Annotated in this window: 14 protein-coding genes; 5 read left to right on the forward strand and 9 right to left on the reverse strand. The window is 57.4% G+C overall.

From position 1 onward, the window contains the following. Positions 1 to 37: 37 nt before the first annotated feature. Complete coding sequence (locus DSD31_RS17235; protein ID WP_004859906.1) at positions 38 to 1,276, reverse strand: MFS transporter; 1,239 nt, start codon at positions 1,274 to 1,276, stop codon at positions 38 to 40. 325 nt (positions 1,277 to 1,601) lie between these two features. Between DSD31_RS17235 and ybjG the strand changes: the two genes are divergently transcribed. Continuing rightward, on the forward strand, positions 1,602 to 2,195 hold the full coding sequence (gene ybjG / locus DSD31_RS17240; RefSeq protein ID WP_075808813.1) for an undecaprenyl-diphosphate phosphatase: 594 nt from the start codon (positions 1,602 to 1,604) through the stop codon (positions 2,193 to 2,195). Between the two features lie 70 nt (positions 2,196 to 2,265). Next, positions 2,266 to 3,024 (forward strand): DNA-binding transcriptional repressor DeoR, encoded by a 759-nt coding sequence (deoR, locus tag DSD31_RS17245; protein WP_004859902.1) that lies wholly within the window; start codon positions 2,266 to 2,268, stop codon positions 3,022 to 3,024. A gap of 28 nt (positions 3,025 to 3,052) precedes the next feature. On the opposite strand, the gene dacC is transcribed toward deoR, so the two are convergent. Next, entirely contained in the window at positions 3,053 to 4,255 is a 1,203-nt protein-coding gene (dacC, locus tag DSD31_RS17250; protein ID WP_015584824.1) for a serine-type D-Ala-D-Ala carboxypeptidase, read from the reverse strand. A 256-nt stretch (positions 4,256 to 4,511) separates the two neighbouring features. On the opposite strand from dacC, the gene DSD31_RS17255 reads away from it, so the two are divergent. Beyond that, the gene (locus DSD31_RS17255; protein ID WP_015584825.1) at positions 4,512 to 5,138 is read left to right on the forward strand and encodes a glutathione S-transferase family protein; all 627 of its coding nucleotides are present in this window, start codon (positions 4,512 to 4,514) and stop codon (positions 5,136 to 5,138) included. 2 nt (positions 5,139 to 5,140) lie between these two features. On the opposite strand, the gene DSD31_RS17260 is transcribed toward DSD31_RS17255, so the two are convergent. Both DSD31_RS17260 and bssR read right to left on the reverse strand, forming a co-directional pair. After that, on the reverse strand, positions 5,141 to 6,229 hold the full coding sequence (locus DSD31_RS17260) for a PQQ-dependent sugar dehydrogenase (RefSeq protein WP_224050162.1): 1,089 nt from the start codon (positions 6,227 to 6,229) through the stop codon (positions 5,141 to 5,143). Positions 6,230 to 6,370: 141 nt separating this feature from the next. Beyond that, positions 6,371 to 6,754, reverse strand: coding sequence for a biofilm formation regulator BssR (gene bssR / locus DSD31_RS17265; RefSeq protein WP_015584826.1), 384 nt, complete (start codon positions 6,752 to 6,754; stop codon positions 6,371 to 6,373). 406 nt (positions 6,755 to 7,160) lie between these two features. On the opposite strand from bssR, the gene DSD31_RS17270 reads away from it, so the two are divergent. Next, complete coding sequence (locus DSD31_RS17270) at positions 7,161 to 8,399, forward strand: oligosaccharide MFS transporter (protein ID WP_162098177.1); 1,239 nt, start codon at positions 7,161 to 7,163, stop codon at positions 8,397 to 8,399. Between the two features lie 128 nt (positions 8,400 to 8,527). After that, the gene (gene rimO, locus DSD31_RS17275; RefSeq protein ID WP_004859888.1) at positions 8,528 to 9,853 is read left to right on the forward strand and encodes a 30S ribosomal protein S12 methylthiotransferase RimO; all 1,326 of its coding nucleotides are present in this window, start codon (positions 8,528 to 8,530) and stop codon (positions 9,851 to 9,853) included. A gap of 118 nt (positions 9,854 to 9,971) precedes the next feature. Here the strand turns inward: rimO and gsiD are convergent, their stop codons facing one another. From gsiD to iaaA, 5 genes are all read right to left on the reverse strand, one after another. Then, positions 9,972 to 10,883, reverse strand: coding sequence for a glutathione ABC transporter permease GsiD (gene gsiD / locus DSD31_RS17280; RefSeq protein WP_113991207.1), 912 nt, complete (start codon positions 10,881 to 10,883; stop codon positions 9,972 to 9,974). Between the two features lies 1 nt (position 10,884). Next, positions 10,885 to 11,805, reverse strand: a complete 921-nt coding sequence (gene gsiC, locus DSD31_RS17285; RefSeq protein ID WP_113991208.1) for a glutathione ABC transporter permease GsiC — start codon at positions 11,803 to 11,805, stop codon at positions 10,885 to 10,887. Positions 11,806 to 11,911: 106 nt separating this feature from the next. Continuing rightward, positions 11,912 to 13,453 carry a glutathione ABC transporter substrate-binding protein GsiB gene (gsiB, locus tag DSD31_RS17290; RefSeq protein WP_015584829.1) on the reverse strand — a complete coding sequence of 514 codons (1,542 nt, stop codon included), beginning with the start codon at positions 13,451 to 13,453 and terminating at the stop codon, positions 11,912 to 11,914. 37 nt (positions 13,454 to 13,490) lie between these two features. After that, positions 13,491 to 15,347, reverse strand: a complete 1,857-nt coding sequence (gene gsiA, locus DSD31_RS17295; RefSeq protein WP_032724625.1) for a glutathione ABC transporter ATP-binding protein GsiA — start codon at positions 15,345 to 15,347, stop codon at positions 13,491 to 13,493. 11 nt (positions 15,348 to 15,358) lie between these two features. After that, positions 15,359 to 16,300, reverse strand: a complete 942-nt coding sequence (gene iaaA, locus DSD31_RS17300) for a beta-aspartyl-peptidase (protein WP_004859879.1) — start codon at positions 16,298 to 16,300, stop codon at positions 15,359 to 15,361. Positions 16,301 to 16,307: the final 7 nt, after the last annotated feature.

Below are 16,307 nucleotides of genomic sequence, written 5' to 3' on the forward strand. Positions count from 1 at the left end.
GGTGCGGCAGTCGTGCCCCACCCGGAACGCTTCGCCGCTATGCCTGCGGGTCGTTGGAACTGCCGACGCTCTTGTCTTTGAGAAAATAGACAATCATCGCCAGCCACACTACGCCGCTGAGCAAGTTAAACAGGCTGAATACCCCGCTACCACCCAGCTCATACGCATGCTTACTGACCTCGATGCCGACGGTAAATATCAGCATCTGCAGCATCCCCATCGCGGCCGAAACCGTACCTTTGCTCATGTCACTGGCAAACAGCGTCAGGCGGACTAACCCGGCGTTCGCCAGACCAATCCCGAAGGCGTAAACGCTCAGCCCGGCGGTCATCCACAAATAAGCATGGGTCGATACCACCGTCGCCACCGCAGAGAGCAGCAGCCCGAACATAATCGGCCAGCCGCCGAGAATAATCAGCGAGCGTACCGTCCGCCGCGAGGTCAGTCGCGCCAGCACCAGGTTACCGGCAATCAGCGCGCCGAAAATCGGCACCTGCAGCAGGCCATACTCATAGCTGGTGGCCTTTTCGCCGCTGATGATAATCACCGGCGACTGGGCAATCCACGCCAGCAGCGGCAGGCTGACAAACCCGGTCGCCAGCGCGCCGGCGACGAAGCGCAGATTCTTCAGCACCAGGCCATAATCGCGACCCAGCTCTTTCATCGACAGCTTCTCGCCCATCCGCGTCGCGGTTTCCGGCATCGCGCGCTGCAGGCCCACAAAGGCAATAGCGGCCAGCACGGCAAACAGCACGAACATCATTTCCCACGGCAGGATGTGGACCCAGGCCGCTCCCACCAGCGGACCGAGCAGCGGGGCAATCAGCGCAACGTTCGCCATCAGGGCGGTGATTTTGATACACATCGCCTCCTCAAACGACTCCTGAATGGCGGCATATCCCACCGCGCCGATGAAGCACAGACTAATGCCCTGCAAAAAGCGCAGCAGCGTGAACTGCTCAATGGTCTGCGCCAGCAGCGTGGCCAGACAGGTGACGATAAACCACACCACCCCGGTGAGCATCACCGGGCGACGGCCGATACGATCCGACAGCGGCCCCAGCAGCCACTGCAAAAACATACCGCCGGCGAGATAGGCGGTCATCGAGGTCGGAACCCATTCATTACCGACCTGAAACTCTTCCACCACCGAGAGCATTCCCGGCTGGATCATATCGTTGCCGATATAAGTGGAAAATTCGTATAACACCAGGCAGAGCGGGAACAGAAGCGCCTGCCGTCCGAGGCGTTTGCCTGAAAGCGAATAATTCTGCATGCAATCTCTTCGTTAAACAAAAATCGCGCAAAGTTTAATGAAAGTCTTGCGGAGGAGATAGTGAATTGTGAGTGACAATTAAAAATAGCGCAATGCGCCTTCAGCCGGCGGATATTGCCGCCATTTTAATTAAACCTGTCTATATTTCGTTTATATTTCAATTAGGTTACAGGCGATATACTCATCCTCTGCGGCATATTCACCACCATATGCCGCGCCACGGCTTCTTAACAAGCTGATAATTAAGACAATACTGCTTTACCTTATCGCCACCGTTTTTTAAGGTGGGCGGCTGATTGCTATCGGATACCAAGAGCCTGAATCTATGCTGGAAAATATCAACGACGCGCTGTTTGCCTTAATCAACGCCACCCCCGCCTCGCCCTCGTGGGTCATCGCCCTGGCGACATTCATTGCCAAAGAGGTGATTCTGATTGTGCCTCTGTTGACCGCGGCGCTGTGGCTCTGGGGGCCAAACCAGCGGCAGCTGGTGTTTAAAGTGCTCCTGGCGCTGGCGATTAGCCTGAGTCTGTCATGGATTTTTGGCCTGCTCTTCCCGCATGAGCGTCCGTTTGCCGCAGGCGTCGGCTATCAGTTCCTGCATCACGCGCCGAATAACTCCTTCCCCAGCAATCACGGTACCATCAGCTTTACCTTTGCGCTGGCTTTCTTGTTCTGGCATCGCCTGTGGTCCGGGATCGCGCTGCTGGCGACTGCCGTGGCGATCGCCTGGTCCCGGGTCTATCTTGGCGTTCACTGGCCGCTGGATATGCTGGGCGGCCTGCTGACCGGGATGTGCGGTTGCCTGGCCGCCGGATTACTGTGGCAGGCCGGCGGTCAACCGCTGTATCAATACCTGCAGCAGCTGTACCGGGTTTGCTTCTCCCTGCCGATTCGTAAAGGCTGGGTGCGTGACTAACCCTCTTTCGGCAGGTAAAATTGCCCACTGACGCCCTGCCGATGCAGGGCGATTTCAGCGTAGAGGGAATATGGAAACACGTCGTGATGAACGTATCAGCCAGCTCATTCAGGCGCTCAAGCGCAGCGATAAGCTTCATTTAAAAGAGGCCGCCGCGCTGCTTGGCGTATCAGAAATGACCATTCGTCGCGACCTGAACGGCCATAATGGCCCGGTGGTGTTGTTAGGCGGTTATATCGTTCTCGAACCGCGCAGCGCAACCCATTATCTGCTCAGCGACCAGAAAACCCGCCTGGTGGAGGAAAAACGCCGTGCCGCCCGTCACGCTGCCGCGCTGCTTGAAGCCCATCAAATGGCCTTTTTCGACTGTGGGACCACCACGCCCTGGATCATTGACGCGATCGATAACGCCCTGCCCTTTACCGGCGTCTGCTATTCGCTGAACACCTTTCTGGCGCTGCAGGAAAAACCCCAGTGTCGGGCCATTCTCTGCGGCGGCGAGTTCCATGCCAGCAATGCCATTTTTAAACCACTCAGCCTGCAGGATACGCTCAGCCATCTGTGCCCGGACATCGCCTTTTATTCCGCGGCCGGAATCGACTGCGCGCAGGGCGCCACCTGCTATAACCTCGAAGAGCTGCCGGTTAAACACTGGGCGATGAGCAGCGCGCGCTATCACGTACTGGTTGTCGATCACAGTAAATTTGGCAAAGTCAGACCGGCGCGGATGGGCGATTTATCGCGTTTTGATGTGATTGCCAGCGATGTCTGTCCGGATGAGGATCTGCTCGCGCTGGCGAAAGAAAAGCAGATTTCACTACTCTACTGACCGCGCCCCGCAGGGCGCGGCCTGTCGGTTATGAGAACCAGCTACCGAACCAGCCGTGCAGTTTCATCAGCACGAAGTCCATCATCCGGCTAAAGAAACCGCCTTCATTGACCGCTTCCATGACGATCAGCGGGCGCTGCTCGATGGTTTTATCATTGAGCTTAAAGTCGATGGTCCCGACCACCTGCCCTTTGCTAAGCGGCGCCGTCAGCTGCGTATCCGTCAGGGTATAGCTGGCTTTCAGGTTTTTCAGCTGCCCGCGCGGCAGGGTGATCGAACCGGCTTCGCCCGCCCCGAGTTTGGCTTCGTTGCTGTCGCCAAACCAGACGCGCTGGGTGATAAAGGTGGCATCCGGTTTAATCGGCGTCACGGTCTCGTAGAAACGGAAGCCCCAGGTCAGCAGCTTTTCGGATTCATTAAAACGAATACGGTCGGTCTTGGTGCCGAGCACCACGGCAATCAGACGCATGTCTCCCTGGGTAGCCGAGGAGACCAGGTTGTAGCCAGCGCCGGCGGTGGTCCCTGTTTTGACGCCATCCGCGTTCAGGTTTGAGCTCCACAGCAGACGGTTGCGGTTCGGCTGACGAATCTTATTGAAGGTAAACTCTTTCTCTTTATGAATGGCGTACTCTTCAGGCACGTCATGAATCATCGCTTTGGTCAGCAGCGCCATGTCGCGCGCGGTACTAAACTGGCCCGGCGCATCCAGGCCGTGCACGGTCATAAAGGTGGTATTGGTCAGCCCCATTTTTTGCGCATAGCCGTTCATCAGGCTGACGAATGCATCCTGGCTCCCCGCCACGTAGTCGGCGATCGCGATGCTGGCATCGTTGCCGGACTGGATAATCACGCCTTTATTCAGGTCTTCGACTGAAACCTGCATCCCCGGCTTAAGGAACATCACCGATGACCCGCGCAGCGCCGGGTTACCGGTAGCCCAGGCATCGCGACCGACGGTGACCATATCGGTGGACTTAATCTTGCCCGCCTTCAGCGCCTGTCCGACGACATAGCTGGTCATGATCTTGGTCAGACTTGCCGGGTCGAGTTTTTCATCGGCGTTGCCCTCGCTCAGCACTTTACCGCTGGCGTAATCCATCAGGATCCAGGCTCGGGCATCGATCGATGGGGCATCGGGGAGTTGTTCCGCAGCCTGCACCGCAGGTGCGACAAGAACGAGAAGCGCGCAGCCTGCCACGAGGCCGCGAAGAGAAAAAGCGTCATGCGTCATAAGAGCCACCCAAGTATCCTTTCCAAACAAAATATGCCGCAACACTCTATCGGCGCAGCAGCAGCCGGTGAGTAAAGCGTACAAATGACCTTAAAGAAACAGCGAGTTGGTAAAGTTTTTAAAGTTTACGCAATAACCTCGCTCCCTGCTGAAAACAGAGCAATTTTTTTGATCATGATTGCCTAAATATTATCTTTATTCCAACATGATTGCTCACCATGCTGCAACGACGGCTCAATAACAGGCAGGAACCGATATGATTACGCTATGGGGCAGAAATAACTCGACGAATGTGAAGAAAGTACGCTGGGTGCTGGCGGAGCTGGGCCTTCCATATCAGCATATTATGGCAGGGCTGGAGTTTGGCTTAAATCATGACCCGGAGTATCTGGCGATGAACCCGAATGGCCTGGTGCCGCTGCTGAAAGATGATGCCAATGATCTCGTCCTTTGGGAATCGAATGCCATTATTCGCTATCTGGCCGCCGAGTATGGACAGGACCGTTTATGGGTCACTGCGCCGCGCAAGCGCGCCCAGAGCGACAAATGGATGGACTGGGCAAACGGTTCGCTTTCTCCCGCCCATCGTCCGGTGTTAATGGGGCTGGTCAGAACGCCGGCGGATAAGCGCGACCCGGCGGCTATCGCCGCCGGTATTGCCGCCTGTGAGGCGCTTTTCGCGATGCTTGATGATGAGCTGGCGACCTCCGCCTGGCTATCCGGAGAGGCCTTTGGCCTCGGCGACATCGCCGTGGCGCCGTTCGTTTATAACCTGATGACGATTGTTGAAAGCTGGCAGCCGCGCCCGCACCTGCAGCGTTGGTACCAGCAGCTTAACCAACGCCAGGCGTGGCGCGATGTGGTGATGATTCCGGTCACCTGATGCTAGTCGGCCGGACTGACCTTCAGCAGTTCACCGTTGGACTCGTCGGTTAATACATACAGATAGCCGTCGGGTCCGACGCGCACATCGCGGATCCGCTTGCCGCGCTCGCCCAGAATACGCGCCTCTTCGCGCACCTTATCGCCATCCACCTTCAGAACAATCAGCGACTGGTCCTTCAGCGCCCCGATAAACAGCTTATGCTGCCACTGTGGGAAGGTCGACGCTGCGTAGAAAGCCATCCCGCTTACCGCCGGAGAGTGCTTCCAGACGAAAAGCGGCGCTTCCGTTCCGGCGACCGCCGTGCCCTGCGCTTCGGGGATCGCCAGTCCGCTGTAGTTGACGCCATGCGTCGCCAGCGGCCAGCCGTAGTTCTTACCCTTCTGCGGAATATTGATCTCGTCACCGCCGCGCGGCCCGTGTTCGTTGAGCCACAGCGTATCGCTCCAGGGATTCATCGCCATTCCCTGCGGATTGCGGATGCCATAAGACCAGATTTCCGGTCTCGCCCCCGCGCGATGAACAAAAGGATTATCGGCAGGCACTTCGCCGTCCTGGGTCAGACGCACCACTTTTCCCTGCAGTTTATCCAGATCCTGGGCCGTGGGGCGTTGGTTATTTTCGCCCAGGCCGATGAATAAATACCCTTTCCCATCAAACACCAGGCGCCCACCGAAATGGTTGCCGGTGGAGAGCTTCGGCTGCTGGCGGAAGACAACCTGAAAATGCTCCAGATGCTGAAGGTTGTCGCTCAGGCGGCCATAGCCTACGGCGGTACCGGCTTTGCCGTCATCGCCGACTTCAGCAAAACTCAGCCAGACCCGGCGGGAGTGGGCGAAATCCGGAGCCAGCGCCACATCAAGCAATCCTCCCTGGCCGCTGGCCCAGACCGGTGGGACGCCGGTTATCGCGGGCGAAAGACCTTCCCCCTGCCGCCAGCGCTTCAGTTCGCCGGAACGCAGGGTTATCAGTATTCCCCGATCATCGGGGAGAAAGGCCAGCGCCCACGGATGGGCGAGCTGATTTTGCAAAACCTCAACACGCACCTTCCCGGCGAGAGTCACGACGGGAAACAGCAGGGTGGCGAGCATCAGCGAAATGGCGACCTGGCGCATGGCATTTTCCTTTCATCGGCAATATTTTCGGCAATGCGCTAAGGGTAGCCAGCGGGGGAACATCAGGAGGGGATTTTTACATAACATTAAGCAGGGGGAGCTGACCTCCCCCTGAATTCAGACGTGGGTCACTGGCGCCTGTTTATTCAGTTTACGAATATTCATCGTCAGCTCTGCCAGACAGCGTTCTAGCGTCTCTACGTTAACCGCAATATACGACGGGCAATCATGATGCCCGCTCATCAGGCAAACCGCCGCAGACGCGATGGCTCCACCTGCAAGACGGAGAGCGTCCTTTTCTTCCGGTGCAAGAACGTGCTGCAACTGCAGCCCGTTCTTACGCATTTCACCACACAGTTCGAACAAGTTATCACGCAGATGCTCATTTTCGCTGACTGACATATAGCCCTTCGCTTTGCGTAGCTGCAAATAAGCGTCGAGATCAATATTGGCATTAATCAGCTTATTCAGAAGGTTACGATACAGTCTGTCAACGTTCATCAGGGTTCCTCCTCTGTCATCCATTACCATTATCAGAATATGGCTATTTTTCGTACAAAATGATGCGCGAGGTCAATAATTCCTGGTTAATTAACATCATTTACAATGTTACATTTATGTTCAAAATTGCGATCCGCTCGCCCTCTCTTTCAGGCTCCCATGAAAAAAATCACAATCAATGTTATACGCTCTCATAAAACACCCCATCGTAATGAAGGTGTGAATATCAATAAATAACTCTTTTTTGCCGATAAGATCACAAATAACTATCATTTCAATTGATCAAAATTTCCAGCGGGTGTCATATCAACGCCATTAATGTAATACGTATAACATTTAATAAAAAACACAATCTGCGGCCATTGCCCGCAGCATTAACTCCGATCCGCCTGAAGGAACTGAAATGATTACGCCCGGCAAAAGAAACTATATCTTGTTGAGTCTTTTCGATTTCCTCTATCTATTCGCCTGGTCATCCACCATGGCGTTCTTTGTCATCTGGACAACTCAGCATCTCGGCATCAGCGCCACCAAAACCGGCCTGCTGTACTCCGTCAACGCCTTCATTGCTCTGTTGATGCAGCCTTTTTTTGGCTTTATTGCCGATAAATTTGGTCTGAAAAAACGGCTTATCTGGATCCTGCTGGCCATGCTGCTGCCGGTCGGCCCGTTCTTTATTTATCTCTATGCCCCGCTGCTGGTCCACAGCTTCTGGCTGGGCGCCTTACTGGGCGGTATCTACCTGGGGATAATTTTTAACTCCGGCTGCGGAGTGATTGATTCGTATATCGACAAAATTTCGCGGCGCTATCGCTTTGAGTATGGCCGGGTGCGGATGTGGGGCTCGTTAGGTTGGGCCGCCGCCGCGTGGATCGTGGGAAAATATATCGACAGCAACCCCAATCTGGCCTTCTGGCTGGCCAGTATTGCCATTGTGATTGCCGCCATCTGCTTCATGCTGACTAAAATCGAACTCACCGAAGCCGAGATGGAAAAAACCAGCGCGCTGAAGGTCTCCCATGCGCTGGAGCTGGCGAAAAACGGGCAGTTCTGGATGCTGCTGATCTTTACCTTATTCGTTACGCAAATTTATGACACCTACGATCAGCAGTTTGCGCAGTACTTCTCATTGCAGTTCCCGACCCCGGAAGAAGGCAACCGCTGGTACGGAATTCTGGCCTCCATCCAGGTCTGCGGTGAAACGCTCTTTCTCTGCCTGATGCCGTGGTTTGTTAACCGCACCGGGGCCAAGTGGGCGCTGATTATTGCCGGATTGATTATGTCGGTACGTATCGTGGGTTCCGCCATCCCGCTTGGTCCGGTGTGGATTGGCGCGGTGAAAATGATGCACGCGCTGGAAAAACCACTGATCCTGGTATCAGTATTTAAATTCATCGCCGCCAACTTCGACCATAAGTTGTCATCAACGGTCTATTTGCTGGTGCTGTTTGTGGCCTCCATCGCCACGGCGATTTACTCGCCGCTGGCCGGCTATCTGTATGACACCATCGGCTTCGCGCATACATATTATATTCTCGGCAGCATCGCCGGGCTCTTCACCCTGATATCGATTTTCACCCTACGCGATAAGCGAGAACCCACCGCCCCAGGTTCAGCACCGGCAGGAGGCGTCGCGCAGCCATAACGAACCATCCGCCCGGGGGGATCTCCCGGGCTTTTTCATCATCTGTCACACCGTGGCTATACTCTTTTTCATAAAGATCTGTAAAATTCCTGCCCTGACCATTCCAATAATCGAACACTTTTTAAACTATGAGCAATGTAACGCATCAGCCGAAGATCGGCTTTGTCTCTCTGGGCTGCCCGAAAAACCTCGTGGACTCAGAACGCATCCTGACCGAACTGCGTACCGAAGGTTATGACGTGGTCCCCACCTACGACAATGCCGATATGGTTATCGTCAACACCTGCGGCTTTATCGACAGCGCCGTTCAGGAGTCTCTGGAAGCCATTGGCGAAGCGTTAAAAGAAAATGGCAAAGTTATTGTGACCGGCTGCCTGGGCGCGAAAGAAGACCAGATTCGCGAAGTGCATCCGAAAGTGCTGGAGATAACCGGGCCGCACAGCTATGAACAGGTTCTGGAGCATGTCCATCACTATACGCCGAAGCCGAAACACAACCCGTTCCTGAGCCTGGTGCCGGAACAGGGCGTGAAGCTCACGCCACGTCATTACGCCTACCTGAAAATTTCCGAAGGCTGTAACCATCGCTGCACCTTCTGCATTATCCCGTCGATGCGCGGCGACCTTGTCAGCCGTCCGATTGGTGAAGTGCTGTCCGAAGCCAAACGCCTGGCCGATGCCGGCGTCAAAGAGCTGCTGGTTATCTCTCAGGATACCTCCGCCTACGGCGTCGATGTGAAGCATCGCACCGGCTTTCACGACGGCGCGCCGGTAAAAACCAGCATGGTCAGCCTGTGCGAAGAGCTGGCGAAACTGGGTATCTGGGTCCGTCTGCACTACGTCTACCCGTACCCGCACGTCGATGACGTGATTCCGCTGATGGCGGAAGGTAAAATTCTGCCGTATCTGGATATCCCGCTGCAGCATGCCAGCCCGCGCATTCTGAAACTGATGAAACGTCCGGGTTCTGCCGACCGTCAGCTGGCACGCATTAAGCAGTGGCGTGAAATCTGCCCTGACCTGACCCTGCGTTCGACCTTCATCGTCGGCTTCCCGGGTGAAACGGAAGAAGATTTCCAGATGCTGCTCGACTTCCTGAAAGAGGCACGCCTGGACCGCGTCGGCTGCTTTAAGTACAGCCCGGTTGAAGGCGCGACCGCTAATGAGCTGGCGGATCAGGTGCCTGAAGAGGTAAAAGAAGAGCGCTGGAACCGCTTTATGCAGCTGCAGCAGCAGATCTCCGCCGAACGTCTGCAGGAGAAGGTCGGCCGCGAGATCATGGTGCTGATCGATGAAGTGGACGAAGAAGGCGCCATTGGCCGCAGTATGGCCGATGCCCCGGAAATTGACGGTGCGGTCTACCTGAACGGCGAAACGAAGGTCAAACCAGGCGACGTCGTCCGTGTGAAAGTCGAACATGCCGACGAATACGACCTGTGGGGCAGCCGGGTTTAATCCTGCGCCTCTTATCCCCGGATTGCGGCGCTAACGCGCCTGATCCGGGCTACAAAACTGCACTCATCCGCACCCATCCGTAGCCCCGGTTAGCGACAGCGCCACCGGGGAATAGCCCCTACCCCTTTATCTTCGGATCCAGCGCGTCGCGCAGGCCGTCCCCCAGCAGGTTAAACGCCAGCACCGTCAGGAAAATCGCAATCGCCGGGAACAGCACCACGTGCGGCGCCATCACCATATCCGCCCGCGCTTCATTGAGCATTGCCCCCCATTCCGGGGTCGGGGGCTGCGCCCCGAGTCCCAGGAAAGAGAGGCTGGCAGCGGAGATAATCGATACCCCGATACGCATGGTGAAATAGACCACGATCGACGAGACCGTTCCGGGCAGAATATGGCTGAACAGAATCGTCGTATCGCTGGCGCCGATGCTGCGCGCCGATTCAATAAAGGTCTGCTGCTTGAGCACCAGGGTGTTACCGCGCACCAGGCGGGCAAATGCCGGGATCGAAAAGATCGCCACCGCAATGATCACGTTCGACATCCCGCTGCCCATCACCGCTACCACGGCAATCGCCAGCAGGATCCCCGGGAAGGCGAACAGCACGTCGCAGATGCGCATGATGATGCGATCCCACCAGCCTTCATAATACCCGGCCAGCAGACCGAGCACGGTACCGATCGCCGCGCCAATCAGCACCGCCAGCACGCCGGCGGCCAGCGAAATCTGCGCCCCCACCAACACCCGGCTAAAGATATCGCGCCCGAGCGAATCCACCCCGAACCAGTGCATCATCGACGGACCGTCGTTGAGCCGGTCGTAATCAAAATAGTTTTCCGCATCGAACGGCGCTATCCACGGCGCCGCGAGAGCAACTGCAATCAGCAGCAGGACAAATACACCGGCGCCCATCGCCACCGGCTGACGACGAAATCGCCGCCAGAACTCACGCCACGGCGTGCGTATTTGTCCGGGCTTAACTCCCGGCATGGCGTTAATAGCCGCCTGTCTTCTCCAGTTGAGCAATCGCACCTTACTTGTACCTGATAGCCGGGTTAATGGCGGCGTACAGAACATCCACCACTAAATTGATAAGAATAAATTCCAGCGAAAAGAGGAGGACTTCCGCCTGAATGACCGGATAGTCGCGCATCTCCACCGAATCCACCAGCAGCCGTCCAAGACCTGACCAGTTAAAGACCTTCTCGACCACGATCGACCCACCGAGCAAAAAACCGAACTGTAGTCCCATCATGGTCACCACCGGGATCATGGCGTTGCGCAGACCGTGTTTCAGCACCACCCGGGTCTCACTGACCCCTTTGGCGCGCGCCGTGCGCATGTAATCTTCATGCAGAACATCGACAAAAGAGGCGCGGGTAAAACGCGCCATCACCGCCGCGACCGCCGCCCCCAGCGTCAGGGAAGGCAAAATATAGTGCCGCCAGCTGTCGGCGCCCACCGTCGGCAGCCAGCCCAGCTCCACCGAGAAGACCTGCATCAGCAGCATACCGAGCGCAAAAGCCGGAAACGAAATACCGGTCACCGCCAGCGCCATCCCCAGGCGGTCAGGCCAGCGATTGCGCCACACGGCCGCCACAATGCCCGCCGCCATGCCGAAGATCACCGCCCAGCTCATGCTGGCCAGAGTCAGCCACAACGTCGGCATAAAGCGGCTGGCTATTTCGCTGCTGACCGGACGGCGTGACGCCATCGAGGTGCCGAAATCGCCCTGCAATACGCTGGTGATATAGTGCCAGAACTGGACATGCAGCGGCTGGTCGAGCCCCAGCTGCTGGCGCACCATCGCCACCACCTGCGCGTCGGCCTCAGGTCCGGCAATCAGCCGCGCCGGATCGCCAGGCAACATATGCACGAACAGGAATACCAGCACCGCCACAATCAGCAGCGTGGGAATCAGCCCCAGCAGACGCTTAATCACATAATTGAGCATCGTCCCCCCTTGCTGGTATCCCTGTCGCCCTCGGGCGCGAATGAAGAGCAGAGCCCCTCGCGCCACCTTCCTCTCCCGCTGCGGGAGAGGGTCAAAGTCCCTTCCATCACTGGCTTAAATCCGCCTGCTCGAAGCTGAACCCGGTATCCGGCTGGATATAGAAACCGGTCAGATTTTTGCTGTGCGCTGAGACCAGTTTTTCCACCACCAGCGGCACCCACGGGGACTCTTTCCAGATAGTCTCCTGCGCCTCTTTATAGAGCCGCGTTTTTTCCTTCACATCGGTGGTTTTCAGCGCATCCGTCAGATCTTTATCCACCTGCGGATTGCCATAAAACGCGGTGTTGAACAGGGTCGGCGGCCAGTTTTGCGAAGCAAACAGCGGCGACAGCGCCCAGTCAGCTTCGCCGGTTGAAGCCGACCAGCCGGTGTAGAACATGCGTACTCCGCTCTCTTTCTGCCCTTTACCCTCGACTTCCGCCGCACGCTGGCCGGCATCCATCGCCGTCAGCTGGGCCTTAATGCCCACCTGCGCCAGCTGCTGCTGGGTGAACTGCAGCACTTTCTGCGCGGTACTGTGGTTATGCGATGACCACAGCGTGGTGCTGAAACCGTTAGGGAAACCGGCCTCTTTCAGCAGCTCGCGGGCTTTCGCCGGATCGTACGGCCACGGCTTAAAGCTTTCGGCATAGGCAATAGACGGCGGTACGACGCCGGTGGCCGGTGTCGCATAGCCGGCGAACGCCACTTTGACCAGCGCCTGGCGGTTGATGGCGTAGTTGATCGCTTCACGTACTTTCGGGTTATCGAACGGTTTTTGCGTCACGTTCATGCTGATGTAACGCTGCATGATCGACGGGCTGGCCACCAGCTCCAGCTTGCTGTTTTTTTCCAGCAGCGGTGCCTGTTCATAAGGGATGGGGAATGCGAACTGCGCTTCGCCGGTTTGCAGCATCGCCGCACGAGTGTTGTTATCCACCACCGGACGCCAGGTGATCGAGTCGAGCTTCGGCAAGCCTGGCTGCCAGTAGCCGGTAAACTTCGTCACCTTCACGAAATCGGTCTGATTCCAGGTGTCCAGCTTATACGGCCCGGTTCCCACCGGATGGAAGCCGATCTCTTTGCCGTACTTTTTCAGCGCCGCCGGAGAGATCATCGCCGTGGCCGGGTGGGCCAGGATATTGATGAACGCGGAGAACGGCTGCTTCAGGGTAATTTTTACCGTCGTCGGATCGAGCGCTTCAGTACTGGCGATATTTTTATACAGGTTGTAGCGCTTGAGATGATTATCAGGATTGCTGGCGCGATCGAGGTTGGCCTTCACCGCCTCGGCATTAAAGTCGGTGCCATCCTGGAACTTCACCCCGGAATGGAGTTTGATGGTGTAAACCAGTCCGTCCGGCGAGATGGTGTAACTCTCCGCCAGCACATTTTGCAGCTTCATCTCTTTATCCAGACCAAACAGCCCTTGATAGAACGATTTGGCGACGGCCTGGGACAGGGTGTCATTGGCATCATACGGGTCGAGGGTCGTGAAGTTAGAGCCGACCGCGACGACCACATCTTTCGCGGCAAAAGCCGGGCCTGCCGCCAGCGCTGACGTGACGACCAGCGCCAGCAACCCTTTGCGTAATACACGTTGTGTCATGTTGTTCTCCTGAAAGGCTGTACTGTTGGTGTCGTTGTTATCTTCCCAGCACGTCGGCGACGGGTTCCCTGGCGACAAAATGGCCCGGCCCCACCTGTTGTAACGGCATGCTGCTAACCTCGGTGCCCCGCTTATAGATATTGCCCGGCAGTTCGTCAGAGAGCAGTACGCGCTGCGGATGACGATGCGTCGGGTCGGCAACCGGTACGGCGGCCATCAATTTACGGGTATAAGGGTGCTGCGGGTTTTCAAACACGGCGCGCCGCGGGCCTATCTCGACAATCCGCCCACGATACATCACCGCCACGCGATGACTGATGCGTTCAACCACCGCCATATCGTGTGAAATAAACAGGAATGCGATGCCCATTTCGCGCTGTAAATCGAGCATCAGATTAATAATCTGCGCGCGGATGGAAACATCCAGCGCTGACACGGCCTCGTCGGCAATCACCACTTTCGGATTGAGCGCCAGCGCGCGGGCGATGCAAATACGCTGGCGCTGGCCGCCGGAAAACTCGTGCGGGTAGCGCCAGGCATGTTCCGGCTGCAAACCGACTCGCTCCAGCAGCCAGGCGACGCGCGCGCGGGCCGCGTCCCCCTCCAGCATGCCGTGTACGCGCAGCGGCTCCATGATCGAATAACCCACGGTTTGTCGCGGGTCGAGCGACGCAAACGGATCCTGGAAAATAAACTGGATATCGCGGCGCAGCGCCTGAAGTTTGCTGTTTGCCAGCGTATCAATCCGCTCGCCGTTAAAAACGATGGTGCCGCCCTGCGTCGCCACCAGCCGGAGCAGAGCCCGGCCGGTCGTTGACTTCCCGCAGCCGGACTCGCCGACCAAAGAGAGGGTTTCTCCTGGCCACAGGTCAAAACTCACCTTCTCCACCGCATGAACTTCGCGGGTGACGCGATTCAGAATGCCGCTGCGCAGCGGGAAGCGCGCCACCAGATCGCGCACTTTAAGAATCGGCTCGCCGGCGACGACGGTATTCTGCTCGCCCTCGTCAGGCGCAGCTTGCTGTAATAACGGAAAATGACGCGGCAGATCGCTACCGCGCATCGACCCGAGCCGCGGGACCGCGGCCAGCAGCGCCCGGGTGTAGGGGTGCTGCGGCGCGCGGAAGATCTCCTCCACCGTGCCGCTCTCCACCGCTTCTCCGCGGTACATCACCAGTACCCGATCGGCGATATCGGCGACCACCCCCATATCGTGAGTAATAAAGATCACCCCCATCGCCATCTCTTTTTGCAGCACGGCAATGAGCTGAAGAATCTGTGCCTGAATTGTCACATCCAGCGCCGTGGTGGGCTCATCGGCAATCAGAACCGCAGGACGACAGGAGAGCGCCATCGCGATCATCACCCGCTGACGCATCCCACCGGAAAGCTGATGGGGATAGCGCGAGAGCACCGTTTCCGCCTCGGGGATCCTGACCTGATCGAGCATTTTCTTCGCTTCGCGCAGCGCCGCATCATGCCCCAGCCCCTGATGCAAACGAATAGACTCGGCAATCTGCTCTCCGATAGTAAATACCGGGTTTAGCGAGGTCATCGGCTCCTGGAAAATCATCGCCATGTCCGCCCCGCGCACGCTGCGCATCCCCGCGGCGGACTGCTCGCTCAGGGAGACGACCTGACGGTTGCGACGGCGCAGCCACAGCGCTTCGCTGCTGACCTCGCTTACCGCCCGATCGAGCAGGCGCATCAGCGCCAGCGCGGTCACGGATTTTCCTGAACCCGATTCGCCGACAATGGCTAACGTTTCGCCCCGCCGCAGGGTAAACGACAGCTGACGCACCGCGGAAAACGTCTCCTGCTGCTGGCGAAACGCCACGTTCAGATCGCGTACCACCAGAACATCATCGGCGTCGATTTCTTGACTATGCGGCAACCTGCTTCCCCTTATTCCCGATAAATACCAATCGTCGGCGTATCCCCGGCATAGCACCAGGCCCGATACATGCCTTCGCTGTTAAACGGCAGAACCACGTTGCCTTCTCTGTCGATGGCAATCAGGCCGCCGCTGCCGCCGAGCGCCGGCAGTTTTTCCATCACCACCCGCTCACAGGCCTCATACAGGCTGAGATTGCCATACTCCATCAACGCCGCAATATCGTAGGCCGCGAGCGTGCGCATAAACACTTCGCCGGTTCCGGTGCAGGAGACCGCGACGCTGGCGTTATTGGCATAGCAGCCGGCCCCCGGCAACGGGCTGTCACCGACGCGCCCGGGGAGCTTATTGGTCATGCCGCCGGTCGAGGTCGCCGCCGCCAGATTACCGGCCAAATCCCGCGCTACCGCCCCGACGGTCCCCATCTTATGGCGCTCATCGAGCGGCGCGGGGCGATGATCGAGCACGATTTCATCGTCGGCCTGGGCCTGTTGTAGCTGGAGTAAACGCTCGGTGGTCGAAAACAGATGGTTCTCGACCCGTTCCATGCCATGAGAAACGGCAAAGGCTTCCGCCCCTTCACCAATCAGCAGCACGTGCGGGCTTTGTTCCAGCACCAGACGCGCGGCCAACACCGGATTACGCAAATGTTTCACTCCGGCAACCGCCCCGGCCTGCAGCCGGTTGCCGTCCATGAGGCAGGCATCCAGTTCATGGGTTGCATCGCGGGTAAAGACCGATCCGATACCCGCGTTAAACAGCGGACACTCCTCAAGCAGCCGCACCGCTTCCGTCACCGTATCCAGCGCGCTGGCACCTGCCGCCAGCATTTTTTGCCCGCTATCGACGATCGCTGAAAGCGCCGCCACGTATTGTCGTTCACGTTCCGGCGTCAGGGCGGAACGCGTAATCGCCCCCGCCCCGCCATGAATTGCTATCACCGCCTTGCCCATTCAGCGA

Source organism: Klebsiella sp. X13 (assembly GCF_003323835.1).
GTDB lineage: Bacteria > Pseudomonadota > Gammaproteobacteria > Enterobacterales > Enterobacteriaceae > Klebsiella > Klebsiella ornithinolytica.